The organism is Thiocystis minor, assembly GCF_016653465.1.
Classification (GTDB): Bacteria; Pseudomonadota; Gammaproteobacteria; order Chromatiales; family Chromatiaceae; genus Chromatium; species Chromatium minus.
Map to the genome: position 1 here is coordinate 16977 of NZ_NHSQ01000132.1, position 20682 is coordinate 37658.

20 protein-coding genes and 1 pseudogene are annotated in these 20682 nt (G+C 60.9%); 7 read left to right on the forward strand and 14 right to left on the reverse strand.

What is annotated here, in order from left to right; translation table 11 throughout:
• The first annotated feature begins 53 nt into the window (after positions 1-53).
• Complete coding sequence (htpX, locus tag CCR95_RS18005; protein WP_201096955.1) at positions 54-941, forward strand: protease HtpX; 888 nt, start codon at positions 54-56, stop codon at positions 939-941.
• 30 nt (positions 942-971) lie between these two features.
• Here htpX and CCR95_RS18010 read toward each other — a convergent pair whose 3' ends face one another.
• Entirely contained in the window at positions 972-2072 is a 1101-nt protein-coding gene (locus tag CCR95_RS18010; RefSeq protein ID WP_201096957.1) for an extracellular catalytic domain type 1 short-chain-length polyhydroxyalkanoate depolymerase, read from the reverse strand.
• 226 nt (positions 2073-2298) lie between these two features.
• Here CCR95_RS18010 and folE point away from each other — a divergent pair, with 226 nt between their 5' ends.
• The gene (folE, locus tag CCR95_RS18015; RefSeq protein WP_201096959.1) at positions 2299-2937 is read left to right on the forward strand and encodes a GTP cyclohydrolase I FolE; all 639 of its coding nucleotides are present in this window, start codon (positions 2299-2301) and stop codon (positions 2935-2937) included.
• Positions 2938-3130: 193 nt separating this feature from the next.
• Here the strand turns inward: folE and ilvC are convergent, their stop codons facing one another.
• From ilvC to CCR95_RS18045, 6 genes are all read right to left on the reverse strand, one after another.
• Positions 3131-4147: a ketol-acid reductoisomerase gene (gene ilvC, locus CCR95_RS18020; RefSeq protein WP_201097202.1), complete on the reverse strand. Its 1017-nt coding sequence runs from the start codon at positions 4145-4147 to the stop codon at positions 3131-3133.
• Positions 4148-4313: 166 nt separating this feature from the next.
• Positions 4314-4556, reverse strand: coding sequence for a type II toxin-antitoxin system HicB family antitoxin (locus tag CCR95_RS18025; protein ID WP_242523328.1), 243 nt, complete (start codon positions 4554-4556; stop codon positions 4314-4316).
• 131 nt (positions 4557-4687) lie between these two features.
• Entirely contained in the window at positions 4688-4900 is a 213-nt protein-coding gene (locus CCR95_RS18030; protein ID WP_201097206.1) for a type II toxin-antitoxin system HicB family antitoxin, read from the reverse strand.
• Positions 4901-4904: 4 nt separating this feature from the next.
• Positions 4905-5090 (reverse strand): type II toxin-antitoxin system HicA family toxin, encoded by a 186-nt coding sequence (locus tag CCR95_RS18035; RefSeq protein ID WP_201096961.1) that lies wholly within the window; start codon positions 5088-5090, stop codon positions 4905-4907.
• A 448-nt stretch (positions 5091-5538) separates the two neighbouring features.
• Complete coding sequence (locus CCR95_RS18040) at positions 5539-5751, reverse strand: hypothetical protein (RefSeq protein WP_201097217.1); 213 nt, start codon at positions 5749-5751, stop codon at positions 5539-5541.
• A complete protein-coding gene (locus CCR95_RS18045) occupies positions 5729-6010 on the reverse strand; it encodes a BrnT family toxin (protein WP_201096963.1) in 282 nt (93 codons plus the stop codon). Before CCR95_RS18045 ends, CCR95_RS18040 begins: the two co-directional genes overlap by 23 nt.
• 199 nt (positions 6011-6209) lie before the next feature.
• Here CCR95_RS18045 and CCR95_RS18050 point away from each other — a divergent pair.
• Positions 6210-6398 (forward strand): annotated as a pseudogene (locus CCR95_RS18050) (IS110 family transposase); the annotation flags it as partial.
• 41 nt (positions 6399-6439) lie between these two features.
• On the opposite strand, the gene CCR95_RS18055 reads toward CCR95_RS18050, so the two are convergent.
• The 5 genes from CCR95_RS18055 to CCR95_RS18075 all read right to left on the reverse strand — a co-directional run bounded on the left by CCR95_RS18055 (position 6440) and on the right by CCR95_RS18075 (position 11349).
• Positions 6440-6844 (reverse strand): hypothetical protein, encoded by a 405-nt coding sequence (locus tag CCR95_RS18055; protein WP_201096965.1) that lies wholly within the window; start codon positions 6842-6844, stop codon positions 6440-6442.
• Between the two features lie 175 nt (positions 6845-7019).
• Positions 7020-7490, reverse strand: a complete 471-nt coding sequence (locus CCR95_RS18060) for a DUF29 domain-containing protein (RefSeq protein ID WP_201096967.1) — start codon at positions 7488-7490, stop codon at positions 7020-7022.
• A gap of 35 nt (positions 7491-7525) precedes the next feature.
• Complete coding sequence (gene ilvN / locus CCR95_RS18065; RefSeq protein WP_014777520.1) at positions 7526-8020, reverse strand: acetolactate synthase small subunit; 495 nt, start codon at positions 8018-8020, stop codon at positions 7526-7528.
• Positions 8021-8232: 212 nt separating this feature from the next.
• On the reverse strand, positions 8233-10017 hold the full coding sequence (locus CCR95_RS18070; protein ID WP_338115436.1) for an acetolactate synthase 3 large subunit: 1785 nt from the start codon (positions 10015-10017) through the stop codon (positions 8233-8235).
• A 279-nt stretch (positions 10018-10296) separates the two neighbouring features.
• On the reverse strand, positions 10297-11349 hold the full coding sequence (locus CCR95_RS18075; protein WP_201096969.1) for a PilZ domain-containing protein: 1053 nt from the start codon (positions 11347-11349) through the stop codon (positions 10297-10299).
• Between the two features lie 265 nt (positions 11350-11614).
• On the opposite strand from CCR95_RS18075, the gene CCR95_RS18080 reads away from it, so the two are divergent.
• The 3 genes from CCR95_RS18080 (at position 11615) to CCR95_RS18090 (ending at position 14396) form a co-directional block, all read left to right on the forward strand.
• Positions 11615-13336, forward strand: a complete 1722-nt coding sequence (locus tag CCR95_RS18080) for a proline--tRNA ligase (RefSeq protein WP_201096971.1) — start codon at positions 11615-11617, stop codon at positions 13334-13336.
• Between the two features lie 96 nt (positions 13337-13432).
• Positions 13433-13948, forward strand: a complete 516-nt coding sequence (gene fabA / locus CCR95_RS18085; RefSeq protein WP_201096974.1) for a 3-hydroxyacyl-[acyl-carrier-protein] dehydratase FabA — start codon at positions 13433-13435, stop codon at positions 13946-13948.
• Positions 13949-13964: 16 nt separating this feature from the next.
• A complete protein-coding gene (locus CCR95_RS18090) occupies positions 13965-14396 on the forward strand; it encodes a DNA polymerase III subunit chi (RefSeq protein WP_201096976.1) in 432 nt (143 codons plus the stop codon).
• Positions 14397-14562: 166 nt separating this feature from the next.
• Here the strand turns inward: CCR95_RS18090 and CCR95_RS18095 are convergent, their stop codons facing one another.
• Both CCR95_RS18095 and CCR95_RS18100 read right to left on the reverse strand, forming a co-directional pair.
• A complete protein-coding gene (locus CCR95_RS18095) occupies positions 14563-18801 on the reverse strand; it encodes a PAS domain-containing protein (RefSeq protein ID WP_201096983.1) in 4239 nt (1412 codons plus the stop codon).
• 68 nt (positions 18802-18869) lie between these two features.
• Entirely contained in the window at positions 18870-20000 is a 1131-nt protein-coding gene (locus CCR95_RS18100; RefSeq protein ID WP_201096985.1) for a response regulator, read from the reverse strand.
• A 308-nt stretch (positions 20001-20308) separates the two neighbouring features.
• Here CCR95_RS18100 and CCR95_RS18105 point away from each other — a divergent pair, with 308 nt between their 5' ends.
• Positions 20309-20653 carry a TusE/DsrC/DsvC family sulfur relay protein gene (locus tag CCR95_RS18105; protein WP_201096991.1) on the forward strand — a complete coding sequence of 115 codons (345 nt, stop codon included), beginning with the start codon at positions 20309-20311 and terminating at the stop codon, positions 20651-20653.
• Positions 20654-20682 lie beyond the last annotated feature (29 nt).

Consider the following 20682-nt stretch of genomic DNA (forward strand, 5'->3'; position numbering starts at 1 on the left):
GCCCAAGGCAATGCCGTGGCGTCCTGCACTCACACTCCGGGGTTTCTAACGATATGCTGCGTCTCTTTTTGTTTCTCGCGACCAATGTCGCGATCCTAGTCGTGATCAGCGTGGTTTTCCGACTCCTAGGTCTGGACAGCGCGCTGATGGCGAGCGGTGGGATCGACATGACCTCCCTGCTGGTGATGGCGGCCATCATCGGTTTCAGCGGTTCGCTGATCTCGCTATTTCTCTCGAAGACGATGGCGAAGCATGGCATGGGCGTGCAAATCATCGAACATCCCTCGACGACACTGGAGCAATGGATGCTGGAAACCGTCGCGCGCCAGTCCGAGCGGGCTGGCATCCGGATGCCAGAAGTAGGCATCTTCGACTCGCCGGACCCCAACGCCTTCGCCACCGGCTGGAACCGGAACGCCGCGCTGGTGGCGGTGAGCACCGGCCTTCTCCGGCACATGTCGCGCGAGGAGGTAGAGGCCGTCGTCGGTCATGAGATCAGCCATGTCGCCAATGGCGATATGGTGACGCTGTCGCTGATTCAGGGCGTGGTCAACACCTTCGTGGTCTTCCTGGCGCGCATCATCGGCAGCCTCGTGGATCGGGTGGTCTTCAAGAACGAACGCGGCCCTGGGGTCGGTTATTTCGTGGCCTCGATGGTCGCGCAGGTGCTGCTGTCGGTCCTGGCCACCATGATCGTGATGTGGTTCTCGCGTTACCGCGAGTTCCATGCCGACGCGGGCGGCGCGCGTCTGACCAGCCGGACCCAGATGGCGAATGCGCTGCGGGCGCTGCAACGTGTCCATGAGCCCCAGGATCTGCCGGCCGGCGAGTTTGCCGCCTTCGGCATCTCGGGCCGGATCGGCGAGGGTTTCTCGGCGCTCTTCCGTAGCCATCCGCCACTGGAAAAACGCATCGCCGCGCTGGAACGGATGTCTTCGTAAGCGCGAGACGTTGTTCCATCCTTGAGATCCTTAACGCTCCCGCAGACGCTGTCCGGCAAAGAACCGCAGCATCTCGCGGGATGCGTCGGGTCCGCGCGGTTCGGTATAGGATCCGGCGGCGCTCCCGCCGAACCAGCCATGACCCGCCCCATGGACGATCCAGAGAATGGCCTTTGAATGACCTTCACTGTCCTGATAGCGCGTACGGGTAAAGGCATAGCCGCCTGGAATCCGCCCTTGTTCAACACGCAACTCGTCCTCCGGAAAGGACAGGCGATCGGTTTCGAACGGATGCGCGCGAGCCTGCGCGATCACCTGAGCGGCATTGGCCGGATGGACGGTGGTATCGCAGTCGCCATGGAAGACGATGGCCGGAAAGGCGCGCCCGGCGTCTGGCGGCAACGACCAACCGCTGCGTATCGCGCCCTGCCGCATCGCGCCGACCGCAGAGAGCAGATCATGCGCCGCCGCATGCGGAAGACCGGAATGGACGCCGACCGCCGCGTATAGATCGGGATAGGCGACCGCCAGCGTGATCGCCATCGCCCCGCCCGCCGACAGACCGGCGACATAGACGCGCTCCGGATCGATTCCATGGGACATCATGACCTGACGCGTCAGCTCGGCGATGATCGACGGTTCGCCCAGGCCCCGTTGCTGATCCGCCGCGTTGAACCAGCTCCAGCAGCCCGACCCGTTGGCCGAGGTCGACTGCGCCGGATACAGCACCAGAAAACCCTGTTCTTCGGCAAGCTGATTCATGCGGGTTCCCGCGGCAAAATCGTCCGGATTCTGCCCGCAACCGTGCAGCATGACGACCAGAAATCGGCTTCGCTTCCGATCGCTGGCGAGCGCATCGCTGGGGAGGTACAGTTTATAGTCGCGCGTACCGGCCCCATTGATGAAGGTGCCGCTGATGAAACGGGCATCCCGGCCACGAACCTCGGCGTCCACGACATCAAGGCCATGGTCGATGACCGCCAGGTCGGCATTGGCCCTGGATCGTCCCCCTTCGGCAGCGGTGGGCGCGCCCATGAGGGCGCTCTGGATAAGATCGGTCGCTTCGGCAAGCCGACCCGCCTGGGTCAGTCGGGCGGCTTCAATCATGGCGATTCTGACAGCGTCTTTCATTGCGGCATCTCCGCCAAGCGTTGATCTGCCTTGCGGCTGATAAATGGATGATGTTCAGCCATGGCGCGTCTGCTCGCGTCCATGCCAGCCTGGACTGGAATGATCACCGAGGCGTCCACCGCGTTCTCTTTTCCGCAACTAGCCCCCATTGTGCTGCCATGCGTGGAACGGAATGGTTCCGTATCGCTCCCGCCAGACAACTCCGCCGCTCTCACGAGGCAATACGATGATGGAAAAACCAAAATTGTCGAACATTCTGGCCCGGAGTCACTATGCCGCAAGTTTCGAGGCCGAATCCGAGGAAGAGGTCTACGACGCCCCCAAGGAGGCATTGGTCAGGAGCATGCTGATCGAAATCGGCGAGGATCCCGACCGCGAAGGGCTGCGCCGCACTCCGCTACGGGTCGCCAAGGCCATGGATTTCCTGACCAGCGGCTACGACCTGTCCGCGGAGGAAATCATCAAGGGGGCTGTGTTCGAGGAGAACGTCAAGGAAATGGTCGTGGTCCGCGACATCGAGTTCTATTCGATGTGCGAGCACCACATGCTGCCCTTTTTCGGTCATGCCCACGTCGGTTATCTGCCCAACGGCAAGGTCGTGGGTCTGAGCAAGGTCGCGCGCGTGGTCGATGTCTTCGCCCGCCGGCTCCAGGTGCAGGAACGGCTCACCAACCAGGTCGCGGACGCCTTGATGGATCATCTCGGCGCCCACGGCGTGGCGGTGGTGATGGAAGCCAGTCACACCTGCATGATGATGCGCGGCGTACAGAAACAGCGCAGCAGCACAGTCACCAGCGCCATGCGCGGCACCTTCGAGGAAGATCCGCGCACCCGCGCCGAGTTCATGTCCTTTATTCGAGGCTAAAGCCGCCAGCCGCCAGCCGCCAGCCGCCAGCCGCCAGCCGCCAGCCGCCAGCCGCCAGCCGCCAGCCGCCAGCCGCCAGCCGCCAGAAACTGGAATCGCCTCGGAACTATTTTGCAACCCACACCGAAGCTGATAGCTGATAGCTGATAGCTGATAGCTGATAGCTGATAGCTGATAGCTGATAGCTGGCCCCTCAGTTCCGGCTTTTATCGACCAGCTTCTTCTCGCGGATCCAAGGCATCATCTCGCGCAACCGCTCACCAACCACTTCGATCTGATGCTCCGCGCCCAAGCGACGCATGGCCTTCATCGAAGCCGCGCCAGCCTGATTCTCCAGGATGAATTCCTTGGCGAACTGGCCGGTCTGGATCTCGGTCAGGATGCGTTTCATCTCGGCCTTGGTCTCGGCGTTGACGATACGCGGACCACGAGTCAGGTCGCCATACTCGGCGGTGTTCGAGATCGAGTAGCGCATGTTGGCGATGCCGCCCTCGTAGATGAGGTCGACGATCAGCTTGACCTCGTGCAGACACTCGAAATAGGCCATCTCGGGCGCATAACCGGCCTCGACCAGGGTCTCGAAACCGGCCTGGATCAGCGAGGTCAGACCGCCGCAGAGCACAACCTGTTCGCCGAACAGATCGGTCTCGCATTCCTCGCGGAAGCTGGTTTCGATGATGCCGGCGCGTCCGCCGCCATTGGCGGAGGCATAGGCCAGCGCGATGTCGCGAGCCTGCCCGGTGGCGTCCTGATGAACGGCGATCAGGCTCGGCACGCCGCCGCCCTGGGTATAGGTGGAGCGCACCAGATGACCCGGCCCCTTGGGCGCGATCATGATGACATCCAGATCCTCGCGCGCGGCAATCTGTCCGAAATGGACGTTGAAGCCGTGGGCGAAGGCCAGCGCGGCGCCTTGCTTGATGTGCGGGGCGACCTGCTCGCGATAGAGCGAGCCCTGATGTTCGTCGGGCGCCAGAATCATCACGACATCGGCGCCGGCGACCGCGTCCTCGATCGACTTGACGGTCAGCCCGGCGTTGGACGCCTTGGCCGCCGAGGCGGAGCCCGGACGCAGACCGACCGTGACCGAAACGCCCGAGTCCTTGAGGTTGTTGGCGTGGGCATGGCCCTGCGAGCCATAACCGATGATGGCAACCTGCTTGCTCTTAATCAGCGAGAGGTCGGCGTCTTTGTCGTAATACACGTTGATGGTCATGCGAGCGATCCTAAGGGTCTAAAAATGGGTGGTGGTCAGATAAATACTACCTGATCCGGTCGCGATAAACGCCCTCATCGAATGGCCTGCGACGGTTCAGGCAGCGTGGGCAAGCAGGTGACAAAGCATTTCAACTTTCGTGACAGTTCAAGCCGGCTTCTTAGGCGACGTTTTGCAGCAGATTCGCGAAATCTCTTCCAGAGGTCGCCCGAGGAAGGGGCTTGTTGTCGAGACGGCAGAGTTCAATCATTTCTTCAACGATTTGGCAAAGATCCTCAAAGACAGCCTTCTCGTCGTCGCCGTGGCAGCCTCCGAACATGAGACCAGGGCAACTTCCCACATAACAGCCATCTTCCTCCGACCATTCAACGATCTTTGCGTATCGGGCACTCTCTTTCATCATGGTTGTGATTCCTTGATCGCTCTCTGCACCGTCTGGTGATTTCTCGCCTAAAGCGCGGCTAAGCAGCCCGCTTGGCAGGGCGTTGCAGAAGAGCACCGTGCCGTCTGCTGGGTTCGTGATTGAAACGTTTGTCAGGCTGCTACTTCCACGTACTCGACATGGCTCTGTGGAACAGGAGGTGCGATTCCATCTTCTCGCATACCCGCCAGGTGGAAATCAATCGCCTCCTTGATTTCCTTCGAGACTTCCTTAACCGAGTTCCCTGTCGCAATGCAACCGGGAAGGTCAGGAACATAGGCGGAAAAATTGCCTGCTGCTTTTTCGATAACGATTGCGTAGCGCATCATTTCACGTCCAGCCTGCTTGTTTGAAGATACTGTTCTTGGTTCCCGGCGCGACATCATCATTCGGTCTTCCGGGGACCGTTACGCGCCCCGGCTTCGTTGGATGTTTGAATTGACGATGGCTTCCCTTTGTCGCAACCAAGAACCAGCCGTCATCTTTGAGCATGGCGAAGATTTCCGTGATCTTCATCGGTTGCCAAATCTTCCTTTCGTTGATGGTGTAGAGGCAAGGCAATGCCTTGTCTCTACTTTCGTTCACCCCATCCTTGTATGTTCTGATTCCAGTCATTGACAGGGATTTTCGATCAATGGATTTTATGAAGAGTGAACCGGGGAAGCCGTCCCATCCCGAGCCTTCGAGCTTGTCGGTCGATTGGCTCCCCGCCCTCTTCGCCCATCCCGAAGAGTATCCGAGGCCGCGAGCGTCGCTCGTGAGCCTGCAGACACAAGGTCGGGAGGCGAGCCAGAGTAGTCACACGCGCCGAAGCATCATGTTTGCACCATATAAAACGCTCCGGGGATACCGGGAGCGTTCAATTCTGCCTTCCAGTTCAGTGGTTCGATGGGTTTCGTGACCGACAGGCTTCCGTACCCAATCATCAACGTTGTGCCACGGTCACTCTACCCATCCACCTCGCTTAGCGGGACAAAACCCGAGCCAGGGTTCGTAGCGCTTCATTGACCGATGCAGAATCCGGAAAGATTTTCGCGACATCCGAATCGAGTAATACGGTGGTAGCATTGACAGAAAATTCTTTGGCGTACTTTCCTCGAACGCATCCTTCCATATTCGCGAAATCATACTCTTCACGCATGTCATCAACTTCGTTAGTGGTTTGATTGCTGTTCATAGAAAGCGTACTCTTTTGTCGTCGCTTTTCTTGCGCTAATGATCCGAATTGTATCTTCACGAAAAACGTGAGAAACAACCAATACTTTAGCAGATGTTGTTGCACCGATTATCAGATAACGATCCTCACTATCAGAATGATCGATATCCGGATAAGTCATCGATAGAAAATATTGAAATACTGTGATCGCTTCAGCAAACGAAATATCATGCTTCGCTTCATTTTTCTGGGCTTTTTGATCATCCCATTCAAATTCCATAAAAGCCTAATGTTTTGTTTTTGCCAGCGTAGTCACACGCGCCGAAGTATCCTGTTCGCACCGCAAACAGCGCTCCGGGGATACCGGGAGCTTTCAAGTCTGCCTTCCAGTTCAGTGGCTCGATGGGTTTCGTGACCGACGGGCTTCCGTACTCAATCATCAACGTTGTGCCACGGTCACTCTACCCATCCTACGCTGGCTGTACATGGCCACCATCGTGGCGATCCGTTACAACCCCCATGTCAAGGCGCTCTACGAACGCTTGCTGGCGCGCGGCAAATCCAAAATGGCCGCCCTGGGTGCCGCGATGAAAAAACTCGTTCATCTGTGCTTCAGTGTCCTCAAAAATCGGACACCGTACCAAGCCGATGACGTCAAAGCGGCTTGATGGGCAAGACGGTATCTACCTCGCTAAATATTTGTACACATCTAGAACTTCCGCTCAGGGACATCAATAATCGTACACGAGCCTCGACGAATGATCTCGCGTGGTGCAACTCCAAGCGACTTATCCACCGCCTCACCTTTCCATAAGTGCATTACAGAGAGATCGACGCGATTGATTGTGAACTGATCAATAAAACATGCACCAGAACTGCAACGCACGTCCTTATAGCTCAACTCTCCCACTGAAAACACACCGTCGGTAGAAAATACCCTCCCGCCCTCGCTCTTACCCTTGTGAGCGATATTGTGTGTTTTCTCATCAGCAGTCACCTCAAACTCATACGTCTCATTATTATCTGAAGACGTATTGCACAGCATAGATACAGGTGACGCAAAACTCTGCCCTGATGAAAAGAGAATTACAGCTAATAGAAATGAACGGTGCATTACCTGCCTCTTATGCTTAACGTGTTTTAAACTTATCGCATTACACACAAATCTGTAGCTTGCTGATTTTTATAGCCCGGTAGGCTGGGGTGAGGAACGAACCCCAGCAGACACCGCCAATGCTGGGGTTCACTTCCGTTCACCCCAGCCTACCCGACTCGTGAAAAACAGATGGTCATCCGCCAACGGACGCGCGTTCAGATCCAGGACGCGCGAGAGGAAACCAGTCTGGATCGAGAATCGCGTCGACGCGCCACGGACAGGATTCCGGAAAATCGTCCAAACCCGTCTCTTCGGATGCCTTGGCGACGGCATCCGACCAGACGCCCGCCCACCAGTCGGCATCGTCGAGACTGACCTTCAGGCTGGGGGTGTTCCTGATGCACAGCGCAATGGCTTTGCGCTGTTCCTTGATCGTGCGGCGCCAACTGTTGACCTGGCGCTCTGGCTGATGCCGCCATTTCAGCAGGTGGGCCAGTAAGAGCGCCATGCGGCTGGCAAGTTCGCGGCGTTCGCTTTTCCCCACGTCCTCGATTTCCTCGGCAATGTGCGCGATGTCCAGTTGCGCGAACAGCCCAGCGCGCAGCAACCGCGCCTGCTCGTCAGCCCAGGCAATGATGTCGTCGTCGTAAGCGGTGGCGGTCATCGTTGCAGTGTCTCCGATGGGTCGCGCGCGACCCATTACGACAGCGTCAGACCCTTTTCGCCGCGGGTGATGCCGGTGGGACCGGAGCGGACAACTTCGATCAGCAGTCCCTCGGGGATGGCGTCGATGAAGGCGTCGAGCTTTTTAGAAGCGCCGGTGAGTTCGACGACATAGCTGGTCTCGGTCACGTCGATGATCTTAGCGCGGAAAATCTCGGTGAGACGCTTGAGTTCCTCGCGATCCGGGCGCTCGGCGCGCACCTTGACCATCATCATCTCGCGCTCGATGTGCGGTCCGTCGGAGAGGTCCAGCAGCTTCACGGTGTCGATCAGCTTGTTTAACTGCTTCTTGATCTGCTCGACGATCTCCTCACTGCCGGTGGTGACCAGCGTCATGCGCGAGAGGGTCGGGTCGTCGGTGGGGGCGACGGTCAGAGATTCGATGTTGTAGCCACGGGCCGAGAACAGGCCCGCAACGCGCGACAGCGCTCCGGCCTCGTTCTCCAGCAACACGGCGATGATGTGTCTCATGGTGAAAATCTCGTGTCGTATTAAACCGCGTCCATCCGGATATGCGTCGTGTTGAGCGGTCGGCCAGGTTTGCATGAACCGGTGACCGTCGGCGTCGACGCGGTTTAAATCATTTAAAATTCAATCCTTAAACCGCGTCAGCGATGACGCGCATTGGATACATGCGTGGCCAAACCAAAACACCAGCCACGCAAAATCCTGTTGGACGCGGTTTAGGCCAGTTCGCGGTCAGTCAGGCTGGGCGACAGGTGCATCTCGTGATGCCCCTTCCCCGCCGCGATCATGGGATAGACGTTCTCGGTCGGATCGACCACGACATCCATGAACACGAAGCGGTCCTTCATCGCGAAGGCTTCGCGCATGGCGTCTTCCAGATCGCCGGGCCGTTCGACCCGCATTCCGACATGGCCGAAGCTCTCGGTGAGTTTCACGAAGTCCGGCAGCGCGTCGACATAGGAATGCGAGTAGCGGCTTTCGTAGAAGAGTTCCTGCCACTGGCGCACCATGCCCATGTAGCCGTTGTTGAGCAGAATCACCTTGATCGGCAGCGAATACTGCTTGCAGGTGGCTAACTCCTGGATGCACATGAGGATGCTGGCCTCGCCGGAGACGCAGGCGACCTGGGCCTCGGGAAACGCCAGTTGCACGCCCATCGCCGCCGGCAGTCCGAAGCCCATGGTGCCGAGGCCGCCGGAGTTGATCCAGCGCCGCGGCTTGTCGAAGGGATAGAACTGCGCCGCGAACATCTGATGCTGACCCACGTCGGAGGTCAGATACAGATCCCCATCGGTGACCTTGCACAGTGTCTCGATGGCGAACTGCGGCTTGATGGCGGCACTGGTCCGGTCGTACTGGAGACAGTCCAGACGGCGCCAGTCGGCGATCTTGGCCCACCAGTCGGCGATCGGCGCGGGATCCGGCTGGGGTTTTTGCGCTTGATAGAGCCGCAGCATCTCGGTCAGCACGCCCGCCACCTGGCCGACGATGGGCACGTCCACCCGAACGTTCTTCGAGATCGATGACGGATCGACATCGACGTGGATGATCTTGGCATGCGGACAGAAATGCTCGATCTTACCGGTCACCCGATCATCGAAGCGGGCGCCGATGGCAATCAGCACGTCGGTTTCGTGCATCGCCATGTTGGCCTCGTAGGTGCCATGCATCCCGAGCATGCCGATGAACTGAGGATCGGTCGTGGGATAGGCGCCGAGGCCCATGAGGGTGCTAGTGACCGGAAAGCCGGTGGCGCGCACCAGCTCGGTGAGCTGGGCCGAGCCTTCGCCGAGCACCACGCCGCCGCCGGTGTAGAACACGGGGCGCGTTGCCTGGAGCATGAGATCCACGGCCTTTTTGATCTGCCCCGGATGTCCCTTCTCGACCGGATTGTAAGAACGCATCCGGATCTCGCGCGGGTAATGATAGGGGATCTTGATGTTGGGATCGGTCACGTCCTTGGGGATGTCCACCACCACCGGGCCGGGTCGACCCGTGGTCGCGATATGGAACGCCTTGCGAATGGTCAGGGCCAGATCGCGCACATCCTTGACCAGGAAGTTGTGCTTCACGCAGGGCCGGGTGATGCCGACGGTATCGACCTCTTGGAAGGCGTCGCTGCCGATCACCGGCGTGGGCACCTGCCCGGTTAGCACCACCATGGGGATGGAGTCCATGTAGGCGGTGGCGATGCCGGTGACGGCATTGGTCGCGCCCGGCCCCGAGGTGACGAGACAGACGCCGCACTTGCCGGTGGCGCGCGCGTAACCGTCCGCCGCGTGGGAGGCGCCCTGTTCGTGACGGACCAGGATGTGCCTGACCGTCTCCTGTTTGAACAGGGCGTCGTAGATATGCAGGACCGATCCGCCGGGATAGCCGAAAACGAGTTCGACTCCCTCGTCCAGCAGTGCCTGAACGACAATTTCGGCTCCGCTCAGTTCCCTGTTTGCCTTGGCATCGGCCTCAGCCTTGTCCGCCCCATTCGGTTTCGCCCCAGTCAGTGCCACCTTCAGCGACCTCCGGTCAGCCCGTTCAACCGGGGGGACGCATGGCCCGTCGGCGGATGCCCGCAAATGAAGCGGCGTCCGCGTGACGCGACCGCGATCACGGCGAACCCGCGATCTTCAGGAGGCGTCGACAATCCATGGTTCCCCGGTTGCACGGGGGATAATGAAAACGTTGAAAAGGGATCGAAGTTACAGCGATCGTTCCTGACGGTCAAGCCAGGCGGAGCCGGAGTTGGCCATTCTCGGGTTGACCCGAAGCGTCCCGGACATGACCTAAACCCGTCGGCCAACCTTGAGCGTGTTACCTCTTGCGGCGGAAATGCCGTAGGAAAGGTCATGCACATTCTGCAAAAATTCCAACTCTTCCCACGCCTCCGCTGGCCAGCCATCGGGTTGTCCCTGATCCCCTAACACCAGGTCGCGAAACAGAACTTCGAAGGCATCGACATCTCCCCAGCCAACCGTCAGACGATTGAGCGCTTCCGGAAAATCCGTTTCCAGTACGCAGGGCAGGCCGCTTTTGCCCAACCGCTGCGCCTTTTCGGCGCTTGAGACCCTGGCCAGAGGAGTGGCGCGAATCCAGTCGGGAGCATCGGAGAGATGCCCGGACACGGACTCGTCGCGCGCTTCCGGCAAATGGCTCAGAAAGAGATCGACGAATGACTGGATCGATTTTCTGGGATGCTCAAACTCCAGCGTCAGCGTGTACAACTGAGTCCAGTCAAATCCGGTCGGCCGGGATTTTTGCGCGTCGACCACGCGGGCCCTCAGCCGAATCCCGGGGGCTCCGCCGGTCCCCGCGATCGATAGCTTGATACTTTGATTGATGTCATAAGCATCGAAGACGGTCACAACGTGACGTCCCGTCACAATCTGCGCCAGCATGTAACGCAGGTCTTCGATATCATTGGCGGTCACCTCCAGTTCCCTGACCAGATCGCCGGATCGACCGCTTTGTTCCGTCGACCGCCCCCCGTGCAGCATCTTCAGCAAGAGTTCGAGCCGCGAATGACTGCGCGGAGTCAGACTAAAAAACCGTGCGGCAATCAGATAGGTTCCGTTTTGCAGCGATTTCGCGCGGATCAGATGGGCGTCGGCCGTAATCTTTTCGCCTTTTTTCCACGGCAGAACGATCTGCATCGAACTCGCCTGCGCGGGAGGCGCTTGGTCAATGGAGAAGAGCACCCCGCCCCAGGAAATATCCAGATTGATCGCGGTGATCGGGTCGGTCATTCCCGAAAACGTCACCTGAATTGGAATGTTGACCTGAATCCGCGCCTGGGTGCGGCGATCAAGCCTGACCGCCTCGTTCTGGAGCTGCTTCATATCGTCATTACCCCGTGACCGGTCAGCAAGGATTTCTTTCGCTGTTGTCGGGTTGTGTCCAGATGAATCAAGCCACGTTTCAATAACATCGCGGACTCCAACGGTTCGGAAAAAATACGTCGATTAGAACAAGATTATCCGGACAATGCATCCTGTCCTGAATGGCGTTCCAGACTTCGGCGGGAACAGGCCCGGCATCGGAAGAGTTGTTTCCAAGCTCATTGAACCCTAAACTCGCCTGCTTTCCCTTGCAATGACTGTCCCCATGCGCACCTCACAGTTCCCTTTGCAGACCATCAAGGAAATCCCCGCCGACGCCGAGATCGCCAGTCATCGGCTGATGCTGCGCGCGGGTCTGATCCGTAAACTCGCCGCCGGACTCTATACCTGGCTGCCCCTGGGCCTGCGCGTGCTGCGCAAGGTCGAGCGGGTCGTCCGTGAAGAAATGGACCGCGCGGGGGCGCTAGAGGTTTCCATGCCGGCCGTGCAGCCCGCCGAACTCTGGCAGGAATCCGGCCGCTGGGAGAAATACGGCCCCGAACTCCTACGCTTTCATGACCGCCACCGGCGCGAGTTCTGTTTCGGCCCGACCCACGAGGAGATCATCACCGATCTGGCCCGCAACGAACTGAAGAGCTACAAACAACTCCCGATCAATTTCTATCAGATCCAGACCAAATTCCGCGACGAGATCCGCCCGCGCTTCGGCGTCATGCGCGCGCGCGAATTCCTGATGAAGGACGCCTATTCCTTCCATCTCGACGAAGCCTCGCTGGCCGAGACCTATCGCCAGATGCACGAGACCTATTGCCGCATCTTCACCCGCTGCGGGCTCGACTTTCGTCCGGTGCAGGCGGATACCGGCAGCATCGGCGGCAACGCCTCGCACGAGTTCCATGTGCTGGCGGCCTCCGGCGAGGATGCCATCGCCTTCTCCACCGGCAGCGATTATGCCGCCAACGTCGAGATGGCGGAGGCCGTGGCGCTCGCCGCCGCGCTTCCGCCGCCCGCCGAGGACGCGCGTCTGGTGGACACGCCCAACGCGCGTACCATCGCCGATTTGGTCGAAGAATTCGGTCAGCCGATCGCGCGCACGGTCAAGACGCTGGTGGTCGCCGCCTCGGACGCCATCGAGGCCGATCTGGTCGCGCTGCTGGTACGTGGCGACCATGAACTCAACGCCATCAAGGCGGAAAAACTGCCACAGGTCGCCGCGCCGCTACGCATGGCGACCGAGGCCGAAATCCGCGCGGTCATCGGCGCCGGCCCCGGCTCGCTCGGTCCAAAAGACCTGCCCATCCCCTGCATCGTCGACCGCACCGTCGCGGTCACCGCCGACTTCAGCGCCGGCGCCAACCAGGACGGCAAACATTGGTTCGGCCTTAACTGGGGCCGCGATCTGCCACTGCCCGAGGTCGCCGATCTGCGCAACGTGATCGAGGGTGACCCAAGCCCGGATGGACAGGGCACCCTGACCATCGCCCGTGGTATCGAGGTGGGACATATCTTCCAGCTCGGGCGCAAATACAGCGAGGCGATGAAGGCGACCGTCCTCGGCGAGGACGGGCGCGCCACCACCCTGACCATGGGCTGTTATGGCATCGGTGTCTCGCGGGTCGTGGCCGCCGCCATCGAACAGCATCACGACGAGCGCGGCATCCGCTGGCCCGCGCCGATCGCCCCTTTCGAGGTCGCGCTCTTGCCGATGAAGCTCGGTAAATCCTACCGCGTCCGCGAAGCGACCGAACAACTCTACGCCGACCTCCAGGCGGCCGGGATCGAGGTTCTGCTCGACGACCGCGACGCCCGCCCCGGCTTCATGTTCGCGGACATGGAACTGATCGGTATCCCTCACCGCATCGTAGTCGGCGACAAGGGACTCGACGACGGCCAGGTCGAGTACAAGGGGCGCGCCGACGAGGAGATGCAATTGGTTCCACTCGCGGAGATCGTCGCGTTCATCCGCGACCGCTTAAACCGCGTCTAGCGTCACCGGCATTATCTCGGATAGTTCCAGCCTTGCGCTTACCCGCCAGGATCGGCTGGTCGCGGTTTAAACATTCAAAGAAAATCAAGGAGCTACATGACCAAAGAAGCCACTTTCAATCGCGATGAACTCCTCGCCTGCGGCCGGGGCGAACTGTTCGGACCAGGCAACGCACAGTTGCCGGTCCCGAACATGCTGATGATGGACCGGATCGCCCGCATCGCGAATTTCGGCGGAGCCAACAGCAAGGGCGAGATTCTCGCCGAACTGGATATCACACCGGAACTCTGGTTTTTCCAATGCCATTTTCCGGGCGACCCGGTCATGCCCGGCTGTCTCGGTCTGGATGCGCTGTGGCAACTCGTCGGCTTCTATCTGGGCTGGATCGGCAATCCCGGCCATGGCCGGGCGCTGGGCGTGGGCGAGGTCAAATTCACCGGCCAGGTTCTGCCCACCGCGAACAAGGTCACCTACCACATCGACATGAAACGGGTCATCACCCGCAAGCTGGTGCTCGGCATCGGCGACGGGGTGGTGCAGGTCGACGGGCGGACCATCTATACCGCCAAGGATTTGCGAGTGGGTCTGTTCACGTCGACGGAAGGGTTCTGAGCGGTCGCAGCCTGGGATGACCCGAATCGACTTCTACAGCCTGGAGCCGGAGAGTTGCGGCGATCGCTTTCTCCTGGCCTGCCGGCTTGTCGAGCGGATTCGCGCCAAGGAACTGCGCGTCCTCATCCACTGTCCGGATCCGGAGCGGGCGCGCCATCTGGACCGCCTGCTCTGGACCTTTCGCCAGGACAGTTTCCTGCCCCATGGGCTGGTGGGCCAAACCGATCCCGAACTCACGCCCGTCCTCATTAGCGACGACGGAAGGCCGGAAACCGAGCACCAGGTTCTGCTCAATCTCTCCCACGAGATTCCCGGTTTCGTGGATCGTTTCGAGCGCGCGTGCGAGCTGATCGACCATGACCCCAATGCCCGCGCCACCGGGCGCGAGCGCTTCCGCGCGTATCGCGAGCGTGGCTATCCGCTGGAGCATCATCGGATACGGCTTTAGTGCGTGTCATCAATTGGATTCGTGTGGGATGATCGCCGCCCCGCCAATGTTCTCAGGCATCGGATCGATGCGCTCGACGCGAAGGTTGCGCGGCATCCTTAGTTAGGGGCGAATTCATTCGCCCCTGCCTGCATCGGAACAACCGACGTGGCGAATGAATTCGCCCCTACAACAGGCGCGCGGCTCTCAGAATCTCCAGCGCCGCGTCGAAGTTGAAGCGATTGATCTCACGCTCAAGATCGCCGAACGTCTCGCCCAATGCCGCGCGCAGCAGGGCGGACGAGTCGCGCGCGAACTGGACGGACCGCACATTGTCTTCCGCCAGCAGGGCATCCAATTCGCTCATGACCCGACGCGGCACGTCCCCCTGAACAGGCGTTTCGGGATTGCTCCACTCGTCCTCCTCCGGCAGCGCCAGGATCGCGGCGACCAAACAGTCAAGTTCCCGCTGGAGTTCATCGGTCGCGGAGTCGATGACCTCCGCCTCGGCGCGTCGCCCGAGCGAAATTTCCAGGCGCCCCGCGCAGCTCGCCAGACGATCGGCCCCCAGGGTCGCGGCAGCCCCTTTCAGACCGTGGGCGACTCGCACCGCCCCCAGTTCGTTCCCCGACTTCAGACAGGCGCGCAGCGCCGCCGGATCCTCGCCATGCGACTGTGCGAACAACCGCAGCAGACGTAGATAGATCGTGCGCTGTCCGCGCACCGCCGCGAGTCCGCGCAGACTGTCGAGTCCCGGCACCCCGGCCAGCCAGGGCATCCATGCAACGCCTTCGGCGCCCTCGCGCAACACGGGCCGCAGACTGTCGCGCTCGTCGCTCTCCGGCAGCCATTTCAGCAAGGCGCGGTAGAGCACGTCCGGTTCCACGGGCTTGGGCACAAAGTCATTCATACCGGCGTCCAGACACGCCTGCCGATCTTCCTCGAAGGCATTGGCGGTCATGGCCAGAATCGGGACGGCTTCATGTCCGGCCTGGGCGCGGATCGTGCGCGTGGCTTCCAGACCATCCATTTCAGGCATCTGAACGTCCATCAGCACCAGGTCATAAGTGTTCGCGGCGACCATGGCGACCGCCTCCCGACCGTTTTCGGCCGCATCCACCGCCAGGGCCACCGCATGCAGCAGTTCCATCGCCACCTCGCGATTGATGGCATTGTCTTCGACCAGCAGGATGCGCGCGCCCGTCGCGCGGCGGCGTAACGCAGACTCGGTATCGGTCGACGGCATGGCGGATGGCGGCGGCGCGATCCCCCGACCGCGGCCGAGCCGGGCGGTGAACCAGAAGGTACTGCCCCGATCCGGCTCGCTTTCGACGCCGGCGTCGCCGCCCATGAGCTGCGCCAGCCGGCGGGTGATCGCGAGCCCCAGACCCGTACCGCCATGCTTGCGCGTGGTCGAGACGTCGGCCTGTCCGAAGGGTGTGAACAGACGTGTCAGTTCATCCGGCGCGATGCCGATGCCGGTGTCGACCACCTCGAAGCGCACCAGCAGTCGATGCTCGTATTCTTCCAGCAGACGAGCGCGCAGGACGATCGTTCCGCGTTCGGTGAACTTGACCGCGTTGCCGGCAAAATTGAGCAGCGCCTGACGCAGGCGGGTAGGATCGCCGTGTAACCAGGGAGGCACGTCGTCCGTATCCACGTCGATCTTCAGCCCCTTGGACTGAGCCTGATCGGCGATCAGCGAACGCACATGGTCGAGGATGCCCATCAAGTGAAAATCGGTCTGCTCCAGTTCCAGCCGACCCGCCTCGATCTTGGACAGATCGAGAATGTCGTTGACGATGGAGAGCAGATGTTGGGCGGCCGACTCGATCTTGTCCAGGCGTCTGGCCTGCTCGGGCGTCACCCCGCTGCGTTGCAGCAGATAGGTCAGGCCGACGATGGCGTTCATGGGCGTGCGGATCTCGTGGCTCATGTTGGCCAAAAAGGCGCTCTTGGCCCGATTGGCGGACTCGGCCCACTCCCGCGCCATCTCCTGGATCCGTTCGAGTTCCTTCTGGACGCTGATATCGCGCGAGAATCCCACCGTGCCCAGGACGCTCCCATCCGCGTCGAGGACCGGCGCCTTAAAGGTCTCGAAGGCCTCGGGACGATTGGGAATGCCTTCCTCGATCGTTTTCTGGCGGCGCGTGGCCATGACGTCGGCGTCGTCGGCACGGTAGCGTTCGGCCATCTCCCGGGGCCAGATGTCGAGGTCGGTCTTGCCCAGCAGTTCCTCGGCCGCGTGACGAGTCGCCTCGGCGAACGCCCGATTGACCGCCAGAAAGCGCCCTTCGCGATCCTTCAGCCAGATCATGTGCGGGATATTGTCGATGATCGCGCGCCGCGCCTGACTTTGGCGGCGCAGCTCGGCGGTGCGCTCCTCGACCAGTTCCTCCAGACAATGGCGGTACCGGTCCAGTTCCTCCTCGGCTTTCTTGCGTTCGCTGATGTCCCGACAGATGCACAGCACCAGCTTGCGTCCGCCCCAACTGACGCTGCTGGCACTGACCTCGACGGCGTAGACAGAACCGTCCCGGCGTCGGTGAAGGGTCTCGAACATCCTGCCCGAAGACGGAAACTCGGTGAAGCCTTCGCGCACCTGCGACTCGGTCATCACCGCGTCGATATCCCAACTGTACAAGCCGATGAGTTCCCCCGGCGCATAACCAAGCATCTCGGCAAAGCGTCGATTGGCCTCGACGATGCGATGCTGCTCGTCGAAGACCAGAACGCCGTCGCGCGAACCCTCGATCAGCGCCAGTCGCCGGGCCGTCTCGTCGGCGAGCGCGCGCGACACCTGATCGATCTCGGTGATATCGCGGGAGATCCCGAACACGCCGATGATCTTGCCATCCGCGTCGCGCAGGGGCCCCTTGATCGCGAGAAAGAGTCGCATCCCCTCGGTGGTCGTCAGGAATTCCTGAAAGGTCAGGCTGCAATCGTCGTCCATCACCCGCCGGTCATTGGATTTGATCAGTTCCGCCTGCTCGGGGGGAAAGAGTTCGTCGTCGGTTCCGCCCAGAGTTGCCTCGGCGGATGTCCCGGCAAACCTGGCGGCGGCCCGGTTGAAGAGCAGATAGCGACCCTCGCGATCCTTGGCGAAGATGGCGTCCGTGGAACCCTCGGCGATGGCGGCCAGGAGGCTCAGTGCGTTCAACCGCTCCATCTGGGAGCGGTGCAAGGACGCGGCAAGCGCCAGTTGCTGACGCTGACGCAGCAGAAAGGCTCCGGTCCCGGTCATGAAGAGCGCCAGCAGACCGGCAAGGCAGATCCAGACGGCATTGTTCGCCACTTTGGCGTACAGCTCGGCGCGATCGAGCTTGACCACCAGAAACCAGTCGGTCTCGGGCACGGTCATGGCCACGCCCAGGACCGGCTTGCCGCGATAGTCCTCGCCTTCCTGAAGGGTGCCGAAATTGGCCGGGGCAAGCAGATACCGCGCGGCCAGCAGGCGCGGGTTCGTCAGCGGCAGGCGCAGCATTAACGCCGCATCGGTCCGATGGCGCGGTTCGTTTAGAAACGACAGATGATCGCCATCACGCTGGACCAGCAGGGTCTCGCCCGTCTCGGTGGGAATCGGCCAACTCTGAAGCGCGGGATAGAGACGAGCCGTCGGATCCGTGTGCAGGACGACGACCGGTCCGGGCTGGCCGTCACGCGCTGGCAGAGGGACCAGGAAATCCAGATGGGTCGCGCCTCGCTCGTCGCGATAGGGACCGAAGTGACGGACCTTCCGGTCGGCGACGGACGCTTTGACCGCCGCGACCAGGCGTGGATCAAGGGCCGTTTCCGCGCCATCCAGATCCCAGAGCGGTTCGCCCAGCGCATTCAGCAGCATGACGCCATGAAAGGCGTTGTAGCGCGCGAAAGTCTTAAGATGCTCCAGCAGTTCGCCGTTCGCTTCCGGTCCGTCAGCCGCGAAGAGGCTTGCATCCAGCTCCGTGGACAGGCGGCTGTGTTGCAGGAATCGGGCGTCGCCCAGCCGCTCCTCCATCCAATCGGCGGTTTGCCGGGTCTTGAGCTCGGCGATGGTCTTGAGACGGGCGGCCTCGCTCTCCTTCTGGTGGCTGAAATCGATCGCAATGCCGCCGAGCGTCAGAATGACAATCGCCGCCGCCAGCAGGATGAAGGGCAGCAGCAGGGCGCGGAGCGGCGGCTCGGGAAGCGGGGTGTCCGCGGCAGCTTCGCAGGGAAGCGGCAAACGACGCAACAGGACATAGAGCAGCAGTGAGGTGACAGCGACGAACAACCAACCCTTCAGCGTACTGATCAGAGTCACCTGGGCCGGGACGCTGACCAGCCAGGACACCGCACGGTCGGACAACAGGATCCACATCCCGGCGAACGCGGCATACGCCAGCACCACGGCGAGAATCGCCGACAAAGCGCCCGATCTGGCGCGACGATCAGGGTCGTCAGTCACTGCAATCTCCTTGCCGTCAGCATGGACGCGAGCGGGATTCTCCGTCGCTCGGATCGAGACCGGCTCGATCACGCTCGGCCGGGGCGGTTACCTGTTGGCAAGTCTGGCTCGTTTTCAAGGTAACGAACGGCAATCTCGCGAAATTCCTCGAAGGTGGCGAGAAAGGCATCGGTCACGTCCGGATCGAAATGACTGCCGCGACCGGCGACGATGATGTTGAAGGCATCCTCGAAGGTCATGGGCGGTTTGTAGACGCGGGGAGAGATGAGCGCGTCGAAGACGTCGGCGAGCGCCATCAGGCGCGCGGCGATCGGAATGGCGTCGCCGGCAAGGCCCTCGGGATAGCCGCTACCGTCCCATTTCTCGTGATGATAGTGGGCGATATCCTTGGCCAGGACAAGAAATTCGACCAGCCGGTCGGCATCGCGCTCGGCCTGCTCGATGGCGTCGCTGCCCAGCTTGGCATGGGTCTTCATGATCTCCCACTCGTCCGGCGTGAGCTTGCCCGGCTTGAGCAGGATGGAATCGGGGATGCCGACCTTGCCGATGTCGTGCAGGGGGGCGGACTTTGCCAACTGGTCGATCACGCGGTCGGTCAGGAACTCGGAGAAGCGGGGATGATCGCGCAATTGATGGGCCAGCGTGCGGACATAGCCCTGGGTGCGCCGCAGATGGTTGCCGGTCTCCGGATCGCGGATCTCGGCCAGGTGCGCCAGCGCATGAATGCTGACCTCCTGCACGACCAGATTCTCGCTCATGCGCCGCGCGAGCTCGGCCTCCAGATAGGCGTTCTGGTCCTTCAGCCAATCGCGCGCCTGCTTGAGTTCCAACTGGGTGCGGACACGCGCCAATAAGATCGACGGCACGATCGGCTTGGCGATGTAGTCCACCGCGCCGACATCCAGACCGCGCAGTTCGGCCTCGGCGCTGTCCATCGCGGTGACGAAGATCACCGGAATCTCGCGGGTCAGGGGATCGGCGCGCAAGCGGGTGAAGACCTCGTAGCCATCCATGCCCGGCATCATCACGTCCAGCAGAATGAGATCCGGCCAGGGCGCGGTGGCGGCGATCCGCAACGCCTTCTCGCCGGACGTGGCCGCGCGTACCCGATAGTCGAGCTGCAAGAGTTCGCTCAAGACCGTGAGGTTTTCGGGCGAGTCATCGACGATCAAGATCGTCGGCAGGGCTCCGTCCAGCATTCAACCTCCTAAAAAGATGGGGATTATGCGTCTATCCCTGACGGTGGACGGATATCATAGAGGAATAATCGGCGAACGGCAGCCTCGCGGCATGTTTCGACCATAAAACTATCATGGATTTTTCATAAACCACACACCCAATCAGGTCTGTCACCTTGCCTTTTTCGCTTGGCCGGCGAGCGAACGCGGTATAAACAGGGGTTGACGCAGCCGCGTTTCCGACTAAATTAATAGGTCAAGAAGATCGATCAATCATGGCATAAATCAAATTAATGACTGCCTATCAACTGACATGGGAGCGCGGCACGATGATTCAGTCCAGCATACAGCAGCAAACGCCCGCTAGGGGGCGCCCCTTGCCACTCGATCAAGACGGATTTTTAGTCGATCCGGAACTCTGGAATCGGGGCATGGCGAAGTTCATCGCCAAACTCGATGGCGTCTGGCCGCTCGGTCCCGAGCATTGGAACATCATCTACTATCTGCGCGAGCACCGCCTGACCTATGGCGCATTGCCGCCAACCTCGCAAATCTGCCGCGCCCACGGCCTGGAGCGTCACGCGGTGCAGCGGCTGTTCGGCTCCTGCCGCGAGGCCTGGCGCATCGCCGGGCTCTCGCATCCGGGCGAGGAAGCGCTGAACCACATGATCTGACGCCCGTGCTTCGGCTGGCGGCTGGCGGA